Here is an 18,367-nt window from a genome sequence, read left to right on the forward strand (position 1 = left end):
CACGATGGGTTCGATCTCCCCAAGAGGCATTAGCACCTCCGCTAAGGTGTCGAAATTCAGGTCAAGCCGAGTCGAAAATGGTGGCTTCCGAGAATCGGAGCGGAGCGTGCTTGAAGTACGTGAGCAGCGAAAGCGCACGACGCCGCCATTTGCACGCCGGCCTCACCTGAATCTCGACACCTTAGCCCACAAACCCAACCTTCTTGTGCGTCCCATCGCAAAACGGCTTGTTGGCCGAATGGCCGCAGCGGCAGAGGAAGGTGCGTTGCGTGCGATCGACGGTGTGGCCGGTGCCGGTGACGATCTCCAGATTGCCCTCGAGCTTGAGCGGACCGTCTTTCGTCGGCGTGACGTTGAGCGGCCCGTCGCGCATTTCCAGCGCCGGCGTGTCCTTCAGCGGCGGCTCGCCGGTGGCGGTGAACCCTGATTTGTTGTGGCTGCCGTCGCAGAACGGCTTGTTTTCCGACGCACCGCAGCGGCAGAGCGTGGCGCGATAAAAGGTCTCGCCGTCGAGCACGATCTCGGCATGCACGGCCAGCGGGCCGTTTTCCCGCAGCCGCACGGTGTTGACCACCGGCGGCTGTTCCTGCGGCCCGCCATCCTTCCTGATATAGGTGATGGCGCCCGAGGGGCAGCTTTCGGCGATGGCGACGATCTTCTCGACGCTGGCGGCCTCGGGATGGATCCATTGCCCTGGCGCGTTAGGCACGAAGACATGCGGATCGCCAAGCACGCAGTTGCGCGAATGGATGCAGCGCTTGCCGGAAAACCCGACGTCGATCTTGTCACTTTCGACCATGCCGGCCATGGCTGGGCTCCTATTGCCTGAAGCGCGTCGCGCCCGAACAGTCCGGCGCGGCGCGCTTTGGGTATTTGTGCACGCTGTGTTCAGCGCAATTCCCTAAGGGAAAGCGCTACGCGCTTTTCCCGGGAAAACCGTGTCACACTTTTCCTGGAATTGCTCTATGGCGCCCGCCGGAAAGCCGTCAAGCTGGCAAACCGGTCAGGGAACCAGATCGATCTCCTCGGTCTCGCCGCCGCTGCAGGTATAGCAGCAGTCGTCGCATTTTTCCTTGTTGCCGGGACCAACGCCCCAATAGGTCTCTTCGTCGCCATCGACCCAGGCGCCGTAGCAGATCGACTCGCCCTCGTTGCAGGAAACCGGCAACGACTTGGTCTCGCCGTCATTGAGGTAGAAATCCTGGTCGTTGCCCGGCCAGACATAGTCACGGTCCTGGCTGTAAAGCTCGAGGCGCATGGCATTGGGATGGCTGTTCTTGATGGCGAAGGTGACATCGCCGGCATGCGCCGACGGCGCGACCAGCATGACGAGAGACAGCGCGGCCAGCGTACGGCGCGCATAAGCGTAAGACATGGTAACCCCCTGAATAGGCGGCCCACTTGGCCGCTGTGCAATCATCGCATGGTGCACGTGGCCGCCAAAGGGACGATTGCAACAATTCCGGACTGATTTTGGGGATATTGGTGCACTTCTTTCCCTTCTCCATCCGGGGAGACGGCAAGACGCGTCCCCTAGGGCACCAGATCGATCGTCTCGGTCGAATGTTCCACGCAGATGAAGCAGCAGGTATCGCAGGGCTGGTCATTGTCCGGCCCGACGCCGGCGGAGATGCTGTCGTTGCCATCGACCCAGGCGCCGTAGCAGATGTGTTCGCCCTGATTGCAGGTGAGCGGCACCGATTTCTGCGAGCTGGGGTCGATCAGGAACACCTGATCGTTGCCTGGCCAGACCGTTTCGCGGTCGCGGCTGAACAACTCGACCGCAACCGCTTCCTTGCGCAGGTTCTTGACGAAGAAAGCCATCTCGGTGGCCTCGGCCGAGGTGGTGAAGAGCACGGCAACAAGTGCAGCCATGCGAACCAGCGTCACGGTCTCGATCTCCCGAATCATGGCGGCAGAATCGCATGCCCGCAGGGAACTAGGAAGACGCAGGGCGTTGTGCCGCGATCCGCCGTCCCAGCCGCACCGTTTCACGCACCAGAAGGTCGAGATCCTCGCGCCGGGTGCGATGATTGGTGATCGCCACCCGCAGCCAGTGCTGGCCATGCACGGTGGTGTCCGACAGCGCGGCAATGCCCTCTTCCTGCAGCCTCAACATGATCTCGGTGTTGAGCGCCTTCAGCGCCTCACCGGCGAGGCCGGCCTGATAGCGGAAACAGACGATGTTGATGGTCGGCTTGGCGGCCAGCTCGAGCTGCGGCTCGGCCTCGATCAGCCCGGCGAGGTAACCCGCCTGCGCGATGTTCTGGTCGATCAGGCGGCCGAACTTGTCGGCGCCATGCTCCTTCAGCGCCATCCACACCTTCAGCGCGCGAAAGCCGCGCGACGTCTGCAAGCCGTAGTCATGCAGCCATTCGCCGGAGGCAAGACCGCGCGGTGTCGATTCCAGATATTCTGGCGTCACGGTGAAGGTCCTGCGGTGCGCGGCGGCGTCCCTGACCAGGGCGCAGCCGACCTCGAAAGGCGCGTGCAGCCATTTGTGCGGATCAAGCGCAACCGAATCGGCCCATTCGATGCCGGCGACGCGATGGGCATTGTCGGGCGCGATGGCGATCAGCGCACCGATGCAGCCGTCGACATGGAACCAGAGGTCTTCCTCATGCGCCAGCTTGGCAAGCGCCTGCAGATCATCGATCGCCCCGGTGTTGACCGTGCCCGCCGTGCCGATGACGCAGGCCGGTTTGAACCCGGCCGCGCGGTCCTCGGCGATCGCCGCGCGCAAGGCAGCGATGTCGATGCGCAGTCCGGCATCGGTCGGGATGCGGCGCAGCGCCCGGTTGCCCAGGCCGAGCGCTTCCATCGCCTTGCGGTGGCAGGAATGGATCTGGTCCGAGCCATAGAAGCGCAGCGGCTTCTCGATGGCGGCAACGCCGTGCTCGCGCACGTCGATGCCGGCCTTGGTGTTGCGCGCCACGGTCAGCCCGATGATGTTGGCCATCGAGCCGCCGCTGACCAGCGTGCCGCTGGCCGACGCGGGCAAACCCAGCATCTGCTTGCACCAGTTGACCACCTGGCTGTCCATCAGCCCGGCGGCGTGGTTGCCGCCGCCGAGGTTGGAGCCCTGGATTGCCGCCAGGAAATCGCCGAGCGCGCCGGTGAAGTTGCTTGACCCCATATACCAGGACCAGAAGCGCGGATGGATGTTGCCCATCGGATAGGACATCACGGTCCGCGAGACCTCGCCATAGACAGCGGCAAGGGGCGCCGGCGATCGAGGCAAGGGTGTCGCGAAGACATCTCGCACATCCGCCGGCATCTCTCGCCAGACCGGGCGGTCGCGTACGTCCTGCAGGTAGTCGATCGCGTCATCGATGACCCGGTGCGACAGGGCCTGCACATCGGCCCAGTCCGAGGGGTCAAGCGTTTCCTCGGCCGCTATGCCGAGGATTTCCTGCGCCGTGTCCATGACTGTCTCCCTCAAGCCGCCGGAAACTGGCATGCAGGCGTCGAGCGCGACAAGGCGATCTCGTCGGCGTCCATTTCGGCCTCGATGCCGTCGAACAGTGGCGTCGACATGTAGCGCTCGCCGGTGTCGGGCAGCATGCACAGGATCACCGCGCCGGCCGGCGCCCGTTCGGCGACCTGCCGCGCCACGGCGAAGGTGGCGCCGCCGGAAATGCCGGTGAAGATGCCTTCCTGGCGCGCCAGCGCCTTGGCCCATTTGATGCCCTCGGGCCCGGCAACCGGCATCACCTCGTCATAGAGGCTGGCGTCGATTGCCTCCTGCAGCACGTTGGGGATGAAATCCGGCGTCCAGCCCTGGATCGGATGCGGCTCGAAGGCCGGGTGGGTGGCCGCGGGAGCGCCATCGGCACCACGCTGCTGCGCCTTGCCGCTGCCGATGAGCTGCGCGTTGGCCGGCTCGGACAGGACAATGCGGGTGTCCGGCCGGTCGCGGCGCAGCACCCGCGCCACGCCGACGACGGTGCCGCCGGTGCCATAGCCGGTGACGAAGCAGTCGAGCCGCGAACCGGCGAAATCATTGACGATCTCGCGCGCCGTGGTCGCTTCGTGGATGGCGGCATTGGCGGCCGTCTCGAACTGGCGGGCGAGGAACCAGCCATTGGCCTCAGCCAGTTCCACCGCCTTCTTGTACATGCCAAAACCCTTCTCGGCGCGCGGCGTCAGCACCACCTTGGCGCCCAGCATGCGCATCAGCTTGCGGCGCTCGACGGAAAAGCTGTCGGCCATGGTGACGACCAGCGGATAGCCCTTTTGCGCGCAGACCATGGCCAGCCCGATGCCGGTGTTGCCGCTGGTCGCCTCGACCACCGTCTGCCCCGGCTTCAGCGCACCAGTGCGCTCGCCTTCCTCGATGATGTTGAGCGCCAGCCGGTCCTTCACCGAAGCGCCCGGGTTGAAGAACTCGGCCTTCACAAAGATCGTCGCATGGGCCGGCCCCAGATTGTTGATGCGGACCACCGGCGTATCGCCGACGGTGTCGAGAATGCTGTCGAACAGGCGGCCGCGCCCGGCCGTGGTTCTGATTTTCTGCTGATGCAACATCTTTGATCTCCTCGATCGTTTTCCATCACAAGCCGGTTACAAACCGGCGGCTTGGGCGGCGAGGTTTCGAGACCTTGCCGCGATAGGACTGACTGCCGACGATGTGGCAATGGCGGTATCCGGCGCGGAAAATCGCCGTCGGATGCGCCGTGTCGCCTTCGGTGGTATAGGAGAGGCCGACAGGCCAGCGTGGGAGCAGGCGTGGAAAAGCACGTGGAATCCGCCAGATCGAGACTGGACGGCGAAGCGACCGGCCTATCCGTGCGCCTGCTTGGATCGCTGACGATCTCCCGCAACGGCGTTCCGGTTGCGCTGCCGGCGTCACGCAAGCTGCGCGCGCTGCTCGCCTATCTGGCGCTGGCGCCGCATGCCGTCGGCCGCAGTCGCCTGTGCGAGCTGTTGTGGGACGTGCCCAACGACCCCCGTGGCGAATTGCGATGGTGCCTCAGCAAGCTGCGCGGTGCGCTCGACGCGCCGGACCGGCGCCGGGTCGAGACGCAAGGCGACACGGTCGCGCTTGACCTGAGCGATTGCCTGGTCGATGCGCTGGAGGTCGCCCGTGCGGCCGCGCAGGGGGTCGACACGCTCGATACGGAGCGGCTCCGGACACTCGCCGAATTGTTCGCCGGCGATTTTCTCGACGGGCTGGAACTCGACCGCAGCCCGCATTTCAACAGCTGGTTGGTCGCCCAGCGCCGCCGCTTTCACTCATGCCATGCCGCCGTGCTGGAACATCTCGCCGCAAACCCTCCGGCTGACACACCGGATGTGTCAGCGCATCTCGACAAATGGGTCGAGCTGGCGCCATTCGACACGCGCGCGCATCTGGCGTTGCTGTCCAATCTGGCGGAGCGTGGCGCCATCGGCGCCGCCGAGGAGCATTTGGCGTCGGCGGCTCGGCTGTTCCAGTCGGAGGAGCTCGATTTCGGGCCGGTTCAAATCGCCTGGCGGGCGATGCGCGAGCAACGGTCAGGGATCTTGCTCCCGGCACAGCCTGCCTGCCTGTCCGCGGTGTCGCAGTTGGTCGCCGCGCCTGGCGATGCCGGCGCGGTCGAGCCCAGCCAGGCTTCGCTGGCGGTGATGCCGTTTGTCGAGGAAACCGGCACACGCGGCGGGCTCGCCGACGGTTTTACCCACGACATCATCACCCGTCTCGCCAAGCTTAGGGATTTCTTCGTCATCGCACGCGGATCGGTGTTCGCGCTGGCAGAGAAGAGCATCGCGCCGGAGGATGCCGGCCGCCGGCTGAATGTCGACTATGTCGCCACCGGCACTGTGCGCAGCCCGCCCGGCCGCCTGATTGTCAGCGTCGAACTCATCGAGGTGCGCACGGCCAGGATCGTCTGGGCCGAGACATTCGAGCGCCGGCCCGACGACATCTTCGGCGTGCTTGACGATATCGGCAACAGCATCGTCTCGTCGATCTCGGCCGAGATCGAAACGGTCGAGCGCAACCGCGCCATGCTCAAGGCGCCCAATTCGCTCAACGCCTGGGAAGCTTATCACCGCGGCCTCTGGCACATGTACCGCTTCACCCAGGCCGAGAACGAGCAGGCGCGGCATTTTTTCGACATGGCAGTGCAGCTCGATCCCACCTTCGCCCGCGCCTATGCCGGCCTCTCCTTTACCCATTGGCAGAACGCCTTCCAGCGCTGGGGCGACCGCGACCGGGAAAGCGGGCTGGCCTTCGAAAGCGCCGGCCACAGCCTGCTGGTCGACGACCACAATCCGGCCGCGCACTGGGCGATGGGCCGGGCGCTGTGGCTGCGCGGCGAACAGGACAACTCGCTGCTCGAACTGGAACGGGCGGTGGATCTCAGCCCCAACTTCGCGCTTGGCCACTATGCTTTGTCCTTCGTGCACTCGCAGTCGGGCGACCCGCAGGCAGCGATTGGCTCGTCCGATCATTCGCGCCATCTCAGCCCGTTCGACCCGCTGCTGTTCGGCATGCTGGGCGCGCGGGCGATGGCGCATGTACGGCTCGGCCAGTTCGAGGAAGCGGCCGAATGGGCGCTGAAGGCGGCGGCGCGGCCCAATGCCCACGCCATCATCCTGGCGATCGCCGCACACTGCCTGGCGCTGGCGGGCCGGCTCGACGAGGCGCGCGGCTTTGCCGCTGCCATCCGCAAGACGTTGCCGAACTACGGCGTCGACGATTTCATCGGCACCTTCCGCTTCGAACCGGACGCGGTGGCGCTGTTCCGGCAAGGCGCAAGGCGGATCGGGCTGGGCTGAAGCCGGGGGATGGTGACCCAAGACCTTCGCCTCAATTCCGCCGGGTTAACAAAGTCGGAAGGAGTTGCTTAACCGTTCCCGGCTATATCATGGCCGGGGGGTCTGACAAAGTGAGTATGATGAGCAACAGCCCCGAGAAGCGCAACGAATGGCGCACCATCTTTTACGTGCAAGCCCGCGTTGCCATCCTGTTCGTGCCGGTTGTCGCCAGCCTGCTGCTCATCGCCGCACTTGCCGGCAACGAACGCAAATCCGTTCCCGGCACGGTCGACCCGACCGTCACCGGCTCCGTGCGATAAGCGCATACCCGTCGGCTGTTGTCCTCTCGGGAGAGCACTTTCTTCTGGCTGGGAACCCCACGCAGCGTCGAACATTGTGTTTCCAGGCATGGAGGACATGATGACGAGAGCCCTCGACGTGAACGACAACACCGCGGAAAATCCAAAGCGCCCGCCGCAGCAACAGACCGGCGACCTAAAGAAAAAGAAGGTTGAAGGAATAGCCTTCCAGGTAAACGACAACAGCGTGGAGAACCAGGAGCCCGCGCCGGCATCGCCGAAGCGAGACTGATCGCGCGATCACCCTGGCTGCCTCCTTAATAAAAGCGCGGGATCGGACCGTTCTGTGGCGTGGTGCGGTCGCCGAGATCCAAGAAGACCTCGTCGATGTAGCACCAACCCCAGCCTTCCGGCGGATCGTAGCCCTCGATGATGGGATGGCGGGTCGCGTGAAAATGCTTGGTGGCATGACGGTTGGGCGAGTCGTCGCAGCAGCCGACATGGCCGCAGGTGCGGCAGAGCCGCAGATGCACCCATTGCGAACCGCTCTTCAGGCATTCCTCGCAGCCGAAGGCGCTCGGCGTCACGTCCTTGATATCAGCCGCATGCCTGCATTCATCCGCCATCACACTCTCCCGATCCGTTCCGGCGTAACGGCGTGGCTGCCGTCTTGCGCGAGATAGGCGTGCAACGCCGCAACCACCTGGGCACCTTCGCCGACAGCCGCCGCAACGCGCTTGACCGAGCCGGCGCGGACGTCGCCTATGGCAAACACCCCGCTGCGGCTCGTCTCCATCACACAATGCGCCGATCCTAGGTCCGATCCGGTGCGGACGAAACCCTTGGCGTCCAGCGTCACGTCGCAGTTCGCCAGCCAGTCCGTATTCGGATCGGCGCCGATGAACAGAAAGAGATGGCGGATCGGGCGCGTCGTTTCCGCACCGTTGGCGCGGTTGCGCCACCGCACGGAGCCGAGATTGCCCTCGTCGCCCTCCAGCGCCTCGACCTCGGTCCCGGTCAGCACCTCGATGTTCGGCTGCGCCTTGATGCGCTCGACCAGATAGCGCGACATGCTGGCATCGAGGCTGCCGCCGCGCGCCAGCAGTGCCACCTTGCGCACATGGCTGGCTAGGTAGACAGCCGCCTGTCCAGCCGAATTGCCGGCGCCGACCAATGCCACTTCCTGGCCCGCGCAAAGCCGCGCTTCGATGGGCGAGGCCCAATAATGCACGCATGTACCCTCGAACTGCGCCAGATTGGCGACATCGAGGCGGCGATAGCGCGCGCCGCTGGCGATCACCACGGTGCGCGTCCGCACGGTCTCGCCGTCGCCGACATCAAGCCGGTACCGGGCGCCGTCGGTCGCGGCGCTCAGCAGCTTCGCCTCGTCCGGTATCACCATTTCGACGCCGAATTTCTGCGCCTGGTTGTAGGCGCGCGCCATCAGCGCCATGCCCGAAATGCCGGTCGGGAAGCCGAGATAGTTCTCGATACGCGAGGAGGCGCCGGCCTGTCCGCCGAATGCGCGGCAATCAAGCACGATCGTCGACAGCCCTTCGGAAGCCGCATAGACGGCCGCCGCCAGCCCGGCCGGTCCAGCGCCGACGATGGCGACGTCGTATAATTTGTCGGCATCGATCGGCCGCAGCAGGCCGATGCAGCGGGCGAGGTCCTTCTCGCCGGGATTGAGCAAAAGCCGGCCGTTCGGACACAGCACGATCGGCAGATGGTGAGGGTCGACATCGAAGCGCTCGACCAGGGTTTTGGCGCAAGGATCACTGTTGGAATCAAGCACCCGGTGCGGCTGACCGCTGCGAGCCAGGAAACCCTGCAGCCGCAACACGTCGGCATTGTCGACGGGTCCGATGATGATCGGCCCGCTGGTGGCGCTCTCCAGCAGCCCGACACGGCGCAGGATCAGCGCGCGCATGATGCGCTCGCCGAGATTGGCTTCCTGCACCATCAGGTCGCGCAGCCTCTGCGAGGCGATGACGAACGCCTCCACCGGCTCGGCGGCCTGCGCATTCACCAGCGAGGGCCGGGCCGAAAGCTGGGCCAGTTCGCCGACGAAGCTGCCCGGACCATGCGTGACGATCGTTTCGCGCCGGCCGAGACCGCCGTCCTGGATGATGTCGACCTTGCCCGACAGCACGACGATCAAACCGGGCGCCACATCGCCGGCCGTGACGATGTGCTCGCCGGCGGCATAGAAGCTGGCCTCGCCGAACCGCCGCATGCGATCGATGTCGGCTTCAGCCAGCGTGGGAAACGCCTGATCGCGACGCGCGCCGAAGATCGGATTGCTGGTTTGAGACATGGTTTCGACCGTACCGAAGCGGCCGCAGAGTTTGAAGGGGTTTGTTCAGCGCCTAGCCGGGAGGCGAGGTGGCGGCAAAGAAAAAGCCCGGACAAGCCGGGCTTTTTCTTTGGGGTTTCTGAACCATCGAAAGGTTCGAAACGGGAATTTGGTGCCCAGAAGAGGACTCGAACCTCCACTCCTTGCGGAACACGGACCTGAACCGTGCGCGTCTACCAATTCCGCCATCTGGGCTGGTGCGGGCTCATGTAAGCGGGCGAGCGATGTGTGTCAACGCGCTTTTTTCAAAGCGTTTGCTGCTTGCCGGCTCAGCTCTCTAGCACTTCCTTGGAAGCCACCGTGGAATCGGCGTTGAGCGTGTAGATGACCGGCACGCCGGTGCCGAGTTCCAGCTTGACGATCTCCTCGCCCGACTTGCCGTCCAGCGCCATGATCAGCGCGCGCAGCGAATTGCCGTGCGCGGCGACCAGCACGGTGCCACCGCGCAGCACATGCGGCTGCAAGTCGTGCAGGTAATAGGGCCAGACACGCGCGCCGGTGTCCTTCAGGCTTTCGCCGGCGGGCGGCGGCACGTCGTAGGAGCGGCGCCAGACATGCACCTGCTCCTCGCCCCATTTCTTGCGAGCGTCATCCTTGTTGAGGCCGGAGAGATCGCCATAGTCGCGCTCGTTCAGCGCCTGGTCGCGGATGGTTGTCAGATCGCTCTGGCCGACGGCGTCGAGAATGTGCTGGCAGGTTTTTTGCGCCCGGACCAGCGCCGAGGTGAAGGCGATGTCGAATTTCAGGCCGCGCGCCTTGAGTTTCTGGCCGGCGGATTTTGCCTCGGCGTGGCCCTGCTCGGTCAGGTCGACATCGCGCCAGCCTGTGAACAGGTTCTTCAGGTTCCATTCGCTCTGGCCGTGGCGCACGAGCACGAGGGTTCTCGACATGTTTGCTCCCTTCAAGAGCAATTCCAGGAAAAGTGTGAAGCGGTTTTCCGTCCGGAATTGCGTTAAAACAAGGTGTGGATTGGCCGCTCAGCTAAGGCCGAGCACATCCCGCATCGAATACAGTCCCGGCTTGCGGCCGCGCGCCCACAGCGCGGCCTTGACCGCGCCGCGGGCGAAGATGGCGCGGTCCTCGGCATGGTGGGACAGCGTGATGCGCTCGCCGGTGCCGGCCAGCATCACGCTGTGATCGCCGACCACCGAGCCGCCGCGCAGCGTGGCAAAGCCGATCGAGCCCGTTTTTCGCACCCCGGTGTGGCCGTCGCGGACACGCACATCGTTGCCTTCAAGCGGGATGCCGCGCCCGGCGGCGGCGGCCTCGCCGAGCAGCAGCGCCGTGCCCGACGGCGCGTCGACCTTGTGCTTGTGGTGCATTTCGAGGATCTCGATGTCGAAATCGTCAGCGTCGAGCGCGCGCGCCGCCTGTTCGACCAGCACCGCGAGAAGATTGACGCCGAGGCTCATATTGCCAGACTTGACGATCGCCGCATGGCGCGCCGCCGCAGCGATTTTCGCATTGTCGTCGGCCGAGCATCCCGTCGTGCCGATGACATGGGCGATGCGCGCCTGCGCCGCGTAGCCAGCGAAGTCGACACTCGAGGCCGGCGTGGTGAAATCGAGCACGCCGTCTGCCTTGGCGAAGACCGGCAGCGGATCATCGCCGATCGGCACGTCGATGCGACCGACGCCGGCGAGTTCGCCGGCATCCTTGCCCAAATAGGGCGAGCCCGCACGCTCGACGGCGCCGATGACCCGCGCGCCAGGAATGGTGTGGATGGCGCGGATCAGAGTCTGGCCCATGCGGCCGGCAGCGCCCACCACCACCAGGCCCATCTCGGTTGCGGACGTATCGCTCATGTTGTGCTCCCGGCGATGCTCTGCGTCTCGATGCCTTGGACTGGGCCCTGAACTGGGCCTCGCGCCGAAGTCTGGATCGGCGCGCTGTCGTCGACAAGCCCCAGGCCCTTGACGCCCTGTATGCGGTGGAAGCGCGCATAGACGCTGTGCGGATCGGCCATCAGCGAGGCATGCGTGCCCTCTTCGACCAGCCGGCCCTGCTCCATGACGATGATGTGATCGGCATTGACCACCGTCGACAGCCGGTGCGCGATGACGATGGTGGTGCGCCCTTCCATGACCTGGGTGAGCGCCTGCTGGACACGGGCTTCGGCCTCGTTGTCGAGCGCCGATGTCGCTTCGTCGAGCAAAAGGATCGGCGCCTGCCTCACGATGGCACGCGCGATCGACACGCGCTGGCGTTGGCCGCCTGACAGCGTCACGCCGTTCTCGCCGACCGCGGTGTCATAACCCTGCGGCTGCTGGCGGATGAAATCGTCGGCCGCGGCCTGTTGCGCGGCACGCTCGATCTCGGCATCGGTGGCGCCCAGCCGGCCGTAGCGGATGTTGTCGCGGATGGTGCCTTCAAACAAATAGGGCTGCTGCGAGACATAGGCGATGGAGCCGCGCAGCGACTGTTTGGTGATCTTCGAGATGTCCTGGCCGTCGATCTCAATGCTGCCCGCCTCGACGTCGTAGAAGCGCTGCAGCAGCGCTACCAGCGTCGTCTTGCCGGCACCCGAAGCGCCGACGATGGCGGTCACCTTGCCGGCGGCGGCGACGAAACTCAGGTCCTGCAGGACCGGCGCTTCCTCGACATAGCGGAAGGACACGTTGTTGAAACGCACTTCGCCGGAGGTGAATTTCGCCTCGGCGGCTCCGGACACATCACCCTGCTGCGGCTCGATGTCGAGAAGCTCGTAGATCATGCGCGCATTGACCAGCGCGCGTTCCATGCCGACCTGCATGCGTGCCAGTCGGCGAGCCGGATCATAGGCCAGCGTCAGCGCCGTGATGAAGGAAAAGACCGCGCCCGGCGGCTGGCCGAGAACGGTGGCCCGATAGCCGGAATAGGCGATGACGCTGGCGAACGCGATGCCGGCCAGAAGTTCGGAAATCGGCGTCAACCGCTCGGACACGCGGGCGATCTTGTTCGATCGCTGTTCCGCATCGTCGGCGAGCTTGCTGATCCGGCGCGACAGCTCGTCCTCCATGGTGAAGGCCTTGACGATGGCGATGCCCTGGGTGGCCTCCTGCATGGCGCCGATCAGCCGCGAGTTGATCTGCACCGATTCCCGCGTGATGCGCCGCACCCGGCGCATCAGGTAGGTGACGGTCCAGATCAGCGGCGGCCCGATCAGCAGCGAGCTCAAGGAGAGTATGGGATCCTGGTAGATCATGACGCCGACCAGGCCGATCAGCGAGACGGCGTCGCGCGCGGTCGAGGTCACCGTCATCGACAGCAGGTCGCGAATGCCGTTGACGTTCTCGTTGACCTGCGCCGCAAGCCGGCCGGACCGGGTGTCGTTGAAGAAGCTGACGCCGAGCTTCATCAGGTGGTTGAAGATGCGCTGCTGGTAGCGCGCCACCAGATTGTTGCCGATCCTGGCCATCGTCACCGCCTGGCCGTAGCCGGCAAGGCCGCGCAGAATGAAAGCGCCGAGCAATGCGGCACAGATCCATGGGATCAGATCGCCGCGGCGTTCGTAGAAGATCTGATTGACGACCGGGCTCATGATCCAGGCGGCGAGGGCCGTCGTCGCCGACACGGTCAGCAGGCAGAGGATCGTGAAAATGTACGCGCCTCGGTAGTCGCGGCCATTTTCCTCGAGGATGCGGCGGATGACCGCCACGATCTCGCCCGCACGGGGTCTCGACGAATTAGGGGATTGAAGTGTCAAATCGGGCGCTTCACAAGGTTTCCGCTTCCCGCGGCCGGGCAATTCGGCACTCCTCTTAGCGCCAAGCGGCCGGCTTGCCTATGCCTTGGGATGACTAACTTCGTCGCGCCAGCGGCGGCCCTCGGTCTGGACCCCGAACAGCGACGGGTTGCGGGCGTAGGCGGCAAGGCCCAAAAGCGCTGCCAGCGGGTGGGTGATGACATAGACCGGCATGGTGCGCATCAGCGCGCTGTGCGGCGCCTTGTCCTCGAAGGCGGCGCGGAAATTGCCGGCCTTCAGCGCCGGCACGATCTTCTGCGCGATGCCGCCGGTGAGGAATACGCCGCCGCGGCTCATGAACACCAAGGCAAGATCGCCGGCGGTGCGCCCGAGGCAGGTGACGAAGGTCTCCAGCGCTTCTTCCGCGACCGGATCGGTCTTGGCCAGTGCCGCACCGGTGATCTCGGCCGGCGTGGAGAAGGGGGCGGGCTTACCATCCGCCTTGGCCACCGCCCGGTAGACGTTGACGAGGCCGCGTCCACACAGGATCTGCTCGCCCGAAATGCGGCCCTCGAGCTTCTCGATATGCGGGAAAACCTCGAAATCGCGCGGCGTGCGTGGGCCGATATCCATATGGCCGCCCTCGCCGGGCACCGGGATCCAGTGGGCAAGCGCATAGACCAGCCCGGCGACGCCGAGCCCGGTTCCCGGACCCAGCACCACGCGCCCGGCATTGGGTTCCGGCGTGCCGCCGCCGATCTTTTCCATGTGCTCTTCGCCGAGCGCGACGACGGCCAGCGCCTGCGCCTCGAAATCGTTGAGCACGACGATGTCGCTCAAGCCGAGGCTGGCGAACATCTGCCTGGGCTTGACGACCCACGGGCAGTTGGTGAGCTGGATCTCGTCGCTGTCGACTGGGCCGGCCACCGCCAGCACCGCCGAATTGGGCCGGATCGAGGAGCGGTCGAGCACGGCCGCCTGGATTGCCTCGTCGATGGTGTTGTAATTGGCGGTCTGGACGATCTGCGGCTCAGTCGCTTCCGAATTCGAGTCGAGCACGATCGAAAAGCGCGCATTGGTGCCGCCAATGTCGCCGATCAGGACCGGAAACCGCAACAAAGTATCGTCATCGCCCGTGCTTGGCATGCTCTCATCCGTTCCCCGGCGCCCCCGACGGCGTCTCGCCGTTCACCCGTTGACTAGCGCATGAGTTTGAAAAGGGAAATCGCTTTTCGAGACCAGCGGCGCGCAGGAACGGGTTCTGCGGCCAAACGGCCACTATTTCGCAAAACCGCACGCTAAACCGGTTCAACCCTGGTTAAACACCACGGCGGTCAGTTTCCCGGTCGTGGCCGCGGCAGCGGGATGCCGATCTCGGGGGTCGCGGTGAAAGCGTTCACCGAGGTTGGCAAGCCGGCCGCTCCACTGGCCGTGCTGGCGGGCAGCGAAGGTGCTTCGGGCTCGGGCGCCGCGACCGCGACCGGCACACCGCCGCCATGATAGGTCGCGGCCTCGGCGGACGCCGGTCCCGGCGCGTCGAGCACGGCGCGGCATTCCTTCGGCAGGTTCGCCATCGTCATCAGGTCGCGCGCCTTGGGCGCATCCGGGTTCTTGTTGGGCCGCCACGGCTCCTGCGTGAACCACCAGGCGAGCGGCTTGCCGCAGCCGTCATCGGCCGGCGTTGCTTCCTGGGCCTTGCAGTCGGGCGAGCCCGGCTGACAGCCGATGCGCATGTGGAAATGATAGTCGTGGCCCCAGAACGGCCGGATCTTGCGCAGCCAGTCGCGGTCGCCCTTGACGGTGTCGCAGAGCTTTTTCTTGATGCCCGGATTGACCAGGATGCGTTCGACTTGCGGGTAGCTCGCCGCCCGCTGCAGAAGCCGCGTATGCGCCGGCGTCCACAGCGCATCCTTCACCAGATGGGTCTTCTCGTCGACCATCAAGGTGGCGCTTTTGGTTTCGCGTTGAGCCATCGACAGTGGAGAGCTGGGCATCGGCGTCAGCCAGATGTCGGCGTCGAGGCCGATCTGGTGGGAGGCATGGCCTGTCATCATCGGGCCGCCACGCGGCTGCGAAATGTCGCCGATCAGCAAGCCGGGCCAGCCATCGGCCGCGGCGTCGCGCGACAGTCTCTCGATCACGGCGATCATCGCCGGGTGGCCCCAGCGGCGGTTGCGTGACGGCCGCATCACCTCCCAGGTCGGGCCATCCATCGGGATGGCGACGCCGCCGGCAAAACAGCCTCTTGAATAGAAGCCGATCGACTGCGCGGCTGTTGCCGCCGGCAGTTTCTTGGCGCCGAACAGGTCTTTTGCGCGCTCTTCGGCCGTTGCCGGCTGCACGGCGAGGCTGGTCAGGGCGAGCAGACCAAGTGCTGCCGCCAGCAATGATTTCTTGCCAAGAGATGGCCGCATCGCTGTCTTCATGAACCCGGATCCCCCACCGCAATTCCAAGACCGAATCATAACACGCAACGCGCGGCGCTTCGATGATTAGCGCTTCATCGGGCTGCGCGCTTCGCCGTCGCGCCAGTCGCCGCTTGCCCACATATGGTCGAAAGCGGCGCGGTAGTCCGAAAAGCGCAGGGAATAGCCCGCCACCTTGATCGCCGCATTGGCGACGCGCTTGTTCTCGCCATAGAAGGATCGCGCCATGGGCGAAAGTTGGGCGGCGTCGAAGGGAATTTCGGGCGGCGGTGTGACACCCATCAGCGAAGCGGCATAGGCGACGACATCCTGCGGCGGCGCCGGCAGGTCGTCGGTGACGTTGAAGATGCCGCCGGTATTGCGGTCGATAAGCTGCCACAGCGCGCCCGCGATATCGTCGCAATGGATGCGGTTGAACACCTGGTCCGGCTTGACCAGCCGCCTGGCGGTGCCGTTTTCCAGATTGACCAGCGCGTTGCGGCCGGGGCCATAAATGCCGGACAGCCGCAGGATCGCCGCCGGCCGGCCGATCTCCCGGCCCAATTCCAGCCAGTCCTGTTCGGCCGCCACTCGCATCACCGAGCGCTTCGACACGGGCCGGCACTCGGCCGTTTCATCGACCCATGCGCCATCATAATTGCCGTAGACGCCGACCGTAGAGAGATAGCCGATCCATTCGAGCGCCGGCATCCGGGTCACGATCGCGGCGCGGGCGGCATTCAGCACGGGATCACCGGCCTCTTCCGGGGCGACCGAAATCACCAGATGCGTGGTTTTTCCCAGCGCCTCGCCGATTTCACCGGTCAGTGCGCCGTCGAACAGCAGCGGCGCGATGCCGGCCTGCGGCAGCGCCTCGAACTTCTCCGGCGAACGCGTCGTGCCAAAGATCCTGGCGGCATCTTTGCTGGCTCGGGCAAAAGCCTTGCCGGAATAGCCGGCGCCGAAGATGAAGATCTGCTTTTCGCTCATGCATGTGCCCTGGTTGCCAGCGCCAGACGCCATTCGTCGCGCACCGCCGCATCGTTCTCGGTTTTCAGGCCGGCAACGGCCCGTTCGGAATATTCGGCATCGGGCACAAGCCGCGCCAGCGCCCATATTGCCGCGCCCCGCACCAGCGGCGAGGCGTCGTCCAGCAGTGCACGCACTGCACCGGCAAGCACGGCATCGCCGGAATTGCCCGCGGCGATCAGCACGTTGCGGACGAAACGGTCGCGGCCAATGCGTTTTATCGGCGAACCGGAGAAGAAGGTGCGGAAGGCTGCGTCGTCGAGATGCAGCAATTCGGCGAGCGGCGGCTCGCGCAATTCGTCACGTGCGGCGAGCTTTGCCTCGGAAGCCGCCCGGGCGAACTTATTCCACGGGCATGCGGCGAGGCAGTCGTCGCAGCCATAGATGCGGTTGCCGATCTTCTCGCGGAATTCATGTGGGATCGGCCCCTTGTTCTCGATGGTCAGATAGGAAATACAGCGCCGCGCATCGAGCCGGTAGGGTGCCGGGAAAGCGTCGGTGGGGCAGACGTCGAGGCAGGCGCGGCAGGAACCGCAATGGTCGATCTCGGCCCGGTCGGGCAGGAGTTCGGCTGTGGTGAAGATGGTGCCCAGGAACAGCCAGGAGCCATGCTCGCGGCTGACCAGATTGGTGTGCTTGCCCTGCCAGCCGAGCCCGGCGGCCTCGGCCAGCGGCTTTTCCATCACCGGTGCGATGTCGACAAACACCTTCACGTCGCCGCCGGCGCGCGCCACAAGCTTGCCGGCGATTTCCTTGAGCCGGCCCTTCATCACCTCGTGATAGTCGCGGTTCTGCGCATAGGCGGAGATCGCGCCGCGGTCGCGCTTGGCCAGCACCCCGCGCGGATCTTGGTCGGGGCCGTAATTCATCGCCAGCACGATGATCGAGCGCACCTGCGGCCACAGCGCGGTTGGTTCGCTGCGGCGTTCGAGCGTCTCGGCGATCCAGTCCATCGAACCGTGAAACCCGTCGGCGACAAATTCGGCCAGGCGCGCCGGCGCCAGCGGGATCGCATCGGGGGTGGTGACGGCGACGGCATCGAAGCCGGCACGATGCGCCTCTGCGTCGATCAGCGCGCGCAGTTTCGCGGCGTCAGAAGTCGAGGTCCGCATAATGCGACACCGGCGACAGGCCGCGCACCCGGTCGGTCAAGAGCGGCCGGAAGGAGGGCCGCGACTTCACCCGCGTGTACCATTCGCGCGCGGCGGCGTGTTCGCGCCAGTCGATCTCGCCGAGATAATCGAGCACCGACAGCGTCGCGGCGGCCGCGAGGTCGGCATAGGTGACCCTGCTGCCAGCCAGCCAATGGCGGGTGCCTGCCAGCCAGTTGGTGTATTTCATGTGCTGGCGGATGTTGGCGCGCGCGGCGCGGATCGCGCCCGAATCGGGCGAGCCACCGCCTGCCGTTTCCGGCATGACCGGCTTCAGCACCCGTTCGCGCACCAGATGACGGGTGACTTCGCTTTCGGCCTTGTTGAGATACCAGTCGATCAGCCGGCGGATTTCGGCGCGCTGCATCGGATCCTCTGCGAACAGCCGCTTGTCACGCTTCAAGACGCCGCGCGTCTCATCGAGATATTCGGCGATGACGGTTGCGCCGACGATCGGCACGTCGCCTTCGGCCAGCAGAATCGGCAGCGTGCCGGCCGGGTTCAGCGCCAGGAACTCCTTGCGCCGCGTCCACGGCTTTTCCTCGATCAGGGCCAACTCCTCGCCATACTCGCCGAAAGCGAGGCGGACGAAGCGACAGGTGGCGAACATGGGATGATGGAAAAGCGTCAGCATGGTTCCGCGATGATAAAGCGCACTGGCGAATCGCCGGTCGCACCGGTAAGTCTTGGCCGCCCGGTCTGCGGGCCGTCAGGTGTTGCGA

The 18,367-nt window shown here is 65.4% G+C and carries 18 protein-coding genes and 1 tRNA gene; 3 read left to right on the plus strand and 16 right to left on the minus strand.

What is annotated here, in order from left to right:
* Positions 1 to 181 precede the first annotated feature (181 nt).
* From AC1RZR_RS04935 to AC1RZR_RS04955, 5 genes are all read right to left on the minus strand, one after another.
* Entirely contained in the window at positions 182 to 808 is a 627-nt protein-coding gene (locus AC1RZR_RS04935; protein WP_481827827.1) for a CDGSH iron-sulfur domain-containing protein, read from the minus strand.
* Positions 809 to 1,003: 195 nt separating this feature from the next.
* Positions 1,004 to 1,375 carry a hypothetical protein gene (locus AC1RZR_RS04940; protein WP_379093985.1) on the minus strand — a complete coding sequence of 124 codons (372 nt, stop codon included), beginning with the start codon at positions 1,373 to 1,375 and terminating at the stop codon, positions 1,004 to 1,006.
* A gap of 158 nt (positions 1,376 to 1,533) precedes the next feature.
* Entirely contained in the window at positions 1,534 to 1,911 is a 378-nt protein-coding gene (locus AC1RZR_RS04945) for a hypothetical protein (protein WP_481827828.1), read from the minus strand.
* A gap of 28 nt (positions 1,912 to 1,939) precedes the next feature.
* Entirely contained in the window at positions 1,940 to 3,427 is a 1,488-nt protein-coding gene (locus AC1RZR_RS04950; RefSeq protein WP_481827829.1) for a pyridoxal phosphate-dependent decarboxylase family protein, read from the minus strand.
* An 11-nt stretch (positions 3,428 to 3,438) separates the two neighbouring features.
* Positions 3,439 to 4,527: a PLP-dependent cysteine synthase family protein gene (locus AC1RZR_RS04955; protein WP_481827830.1), complete on the minus strand. Its 1,089-nt coding sequence runs from the start codon at positions 4,525 to 4,527 to the stop codon at positions 3,439 to 3,441.
* 213 nt (positions 4,528 to 4,740) lie between these two features.
* Here AC1RZR_RS04955 and AC1RZR_RS04960 point away from each other — a divergent pair, with 213 nt between their 5' ends.
* The 3 genes from AC1RZR_RS04960 (at position 4,741) to AC1RZR_RS04970 (ending at position 7,332) form a co-directional block, all read left to right on the plus strand.
* Positions 4,741 to 6,762, plus strand: coding sequence for a transcriptional regulator (locus tag AC1RZR_RS04960; protein ID WP_481827831.1), 2,022 nt, complete (start codon positions 4,741 to 4,743; stop codon positions 6,760 to 6,762).
* Positions 6,763 to 6,881: 119 nt separating this feature from the next.
* Positions 6,882 to 7,061: a hypothetical protein gene (locus tag AC1RZR_RS04965; RefSeq protein WP_477268647.1), complete on the plus strand. Its 180-nt coding sequence runs from the start codon at positions 6,882 to 6,884 to the stop codon at positions 7,059 to 7,061.
* A 100-nt stretch (positions 7,062 to 7,161) separates the two neighbouring features.
* Positions 7,162 to 7,332: a hypothetical protein gene (locus AC1RZR_RS04970; RefSeq protein WP_477268649.1), complete on the plus strand. Its 171-nt coding sequence runs from the start codon at positions 7,162 to 7,164 to the stop codon at positions 7,330 to 7,332.
* Positions 7,333 to 7,357: 25 nt separating this feature from the next.
* Here AC1RZR_RS04970 and AC1RZR_RS04975 read toward each other — a convergent pair whose 3' ends face one another.
* The 11 genes from AC1RZR_RS04975 to AC1RZR_RS05025 form a co-directional block, all read right to left on the minus strand.
* Entirely contained in the window at positions 7,358 to 7,666 is a 309-nt protein-coding gene (locus AC1RZR_RS04975) for a UBP-type zinc finger domain-containing protein (protein ID WP_481827832.1), read from the minus strand.
* Positions 7,666 to 9,357 carry an FAD-dependent oxidoreductase gene (locus tag AC1RZR_RS04980; protein WP_481827833.1) on the minus strand — a complete coding sequence of 564 codons (1,692 nt, stop codon included), beginning with the start codon at positions 9,355 to 9,357 and terminating at the stop codon, positions 7,666 to 7,668. Before AC1RZR_RS04980 ends, AC1RZR_RS04975 begins: the two co-directional genes overlap by 1 nt.
* A gap of 149 nt (positions 9,358 to 9,506) precedes the next feature.
* Positions 9,507 to 9,591 (minus strand) — tRNA-Leu (locus AC1RZR_RS04985).
* A gap of 74 nt (positions 9,592 to 9,665) precedes the next feature.
* Positions 9,666 to 10,286 (minus strand): 2,3-bisphosphoglycerate-dependent phosphoglycerate mutase, encoded by a 621-nt coding sequence (locus AC1RZR_RS04990; protein ID WP_481827834.1) that lies wholly within the window; start codon positions 10,284 to 10,286, stop codon positions 9,666 to 9,668.
* Between the two features lie 87 nt (positions 10,287 to 10,373).
* The gene (dapB, locus tag AC1RZR_RS04995) at positions 10,374 to 11,201 is read right to left on the minus strand and encodes a 4-hydroxy-tetrahydrodipicolinate reductase (protein WP_481827835.1); all 828 of its coding nucleotides are present in this window, start codon (positions 11,199 to 11,201) and stop codon (positions 10,374 to 10,376) included.
* Positions 11,198 to 13,081, minus strand: coding sequence for an ABC transporter ATP-binding protein (locus AC1RZR_RS05000; RefSeq protein ID WP_481827836.1), 1,884 nt, complete (start codon positions 13,079 to 13,081; stop codon positions 11,198 to 11,200). Before AC1RZR_RS05000 ends, dapB begins: the two co-directional genes overlap by 4 nt.
* Before the next feature lie 78 nt (positions 13,082 to 13,159).
* Entirely contained in the window at positions 13,160 to 14,206 is a 1,047-nt protein-coding gene (locus AC1RZR_RS05005) for a glucokinase (RefSeq protein ID WP_477268661.1), read from the minus strand.
* A gap of 188 nt (positions 14,207 to 14,394) precedes the next feature.
* Entirely contained in the window at positions 14,395 to 15,486 is a 1,092-nt protein-coding gene (gene mepA / locus AC1RZR_RS05010; protein WP_477268663.1) for a penicillin-insensitive murein endopeptidase, read from the minus strand.
* 66 nt (positions 15,487 to 15,552) lie between these two features.
* Positions 15,553 to 16,455, minus strand: a complete 903-nt coding sequence (locus AC1RZR_RS05015) for an SDR family oxidoreductase (RefSeq protein WP_477268665.1) — start codon at positions 16,453 to 16,455, stop codon at positions 15,553 to 15,555.
* On the minus strand, positions 16,452 to 17,606 hold the full coding sequence (gene queG, locus AC1RZR_RS05020) for a tRNA epoxyqueuosine(34) reductase QueG (RefSeq protein ID WP_481827837.1): 1,155 nt from the start codon (positions 17,604 to 17,606) through the stop codon (positions 16,452 to 16,454). The genes AC1RZR_RS05015 and queG overlap by 4 nt, the downstream gene beginning before the upstream one ends.
* A complete protein-coding gene (locus tag AC1RZR_RS05025; protein ID WP_111545347.1) occupies positions 17,587 to 18,279 on the minus strand; it encodes a glutathione S-transferase family protein in 693 nt (230 codons plus the stop codon). The genes queG and AC1RZR_RS05025 overlap by 20 nt, the downstream gene beginning before the upstream one ends.
* Positions 18,280 to 18,367 lie beyond the last annotated feature (88 nt).

This window comes from Mesorhizobium bavaricum (genome assembly GCF_056781655.1).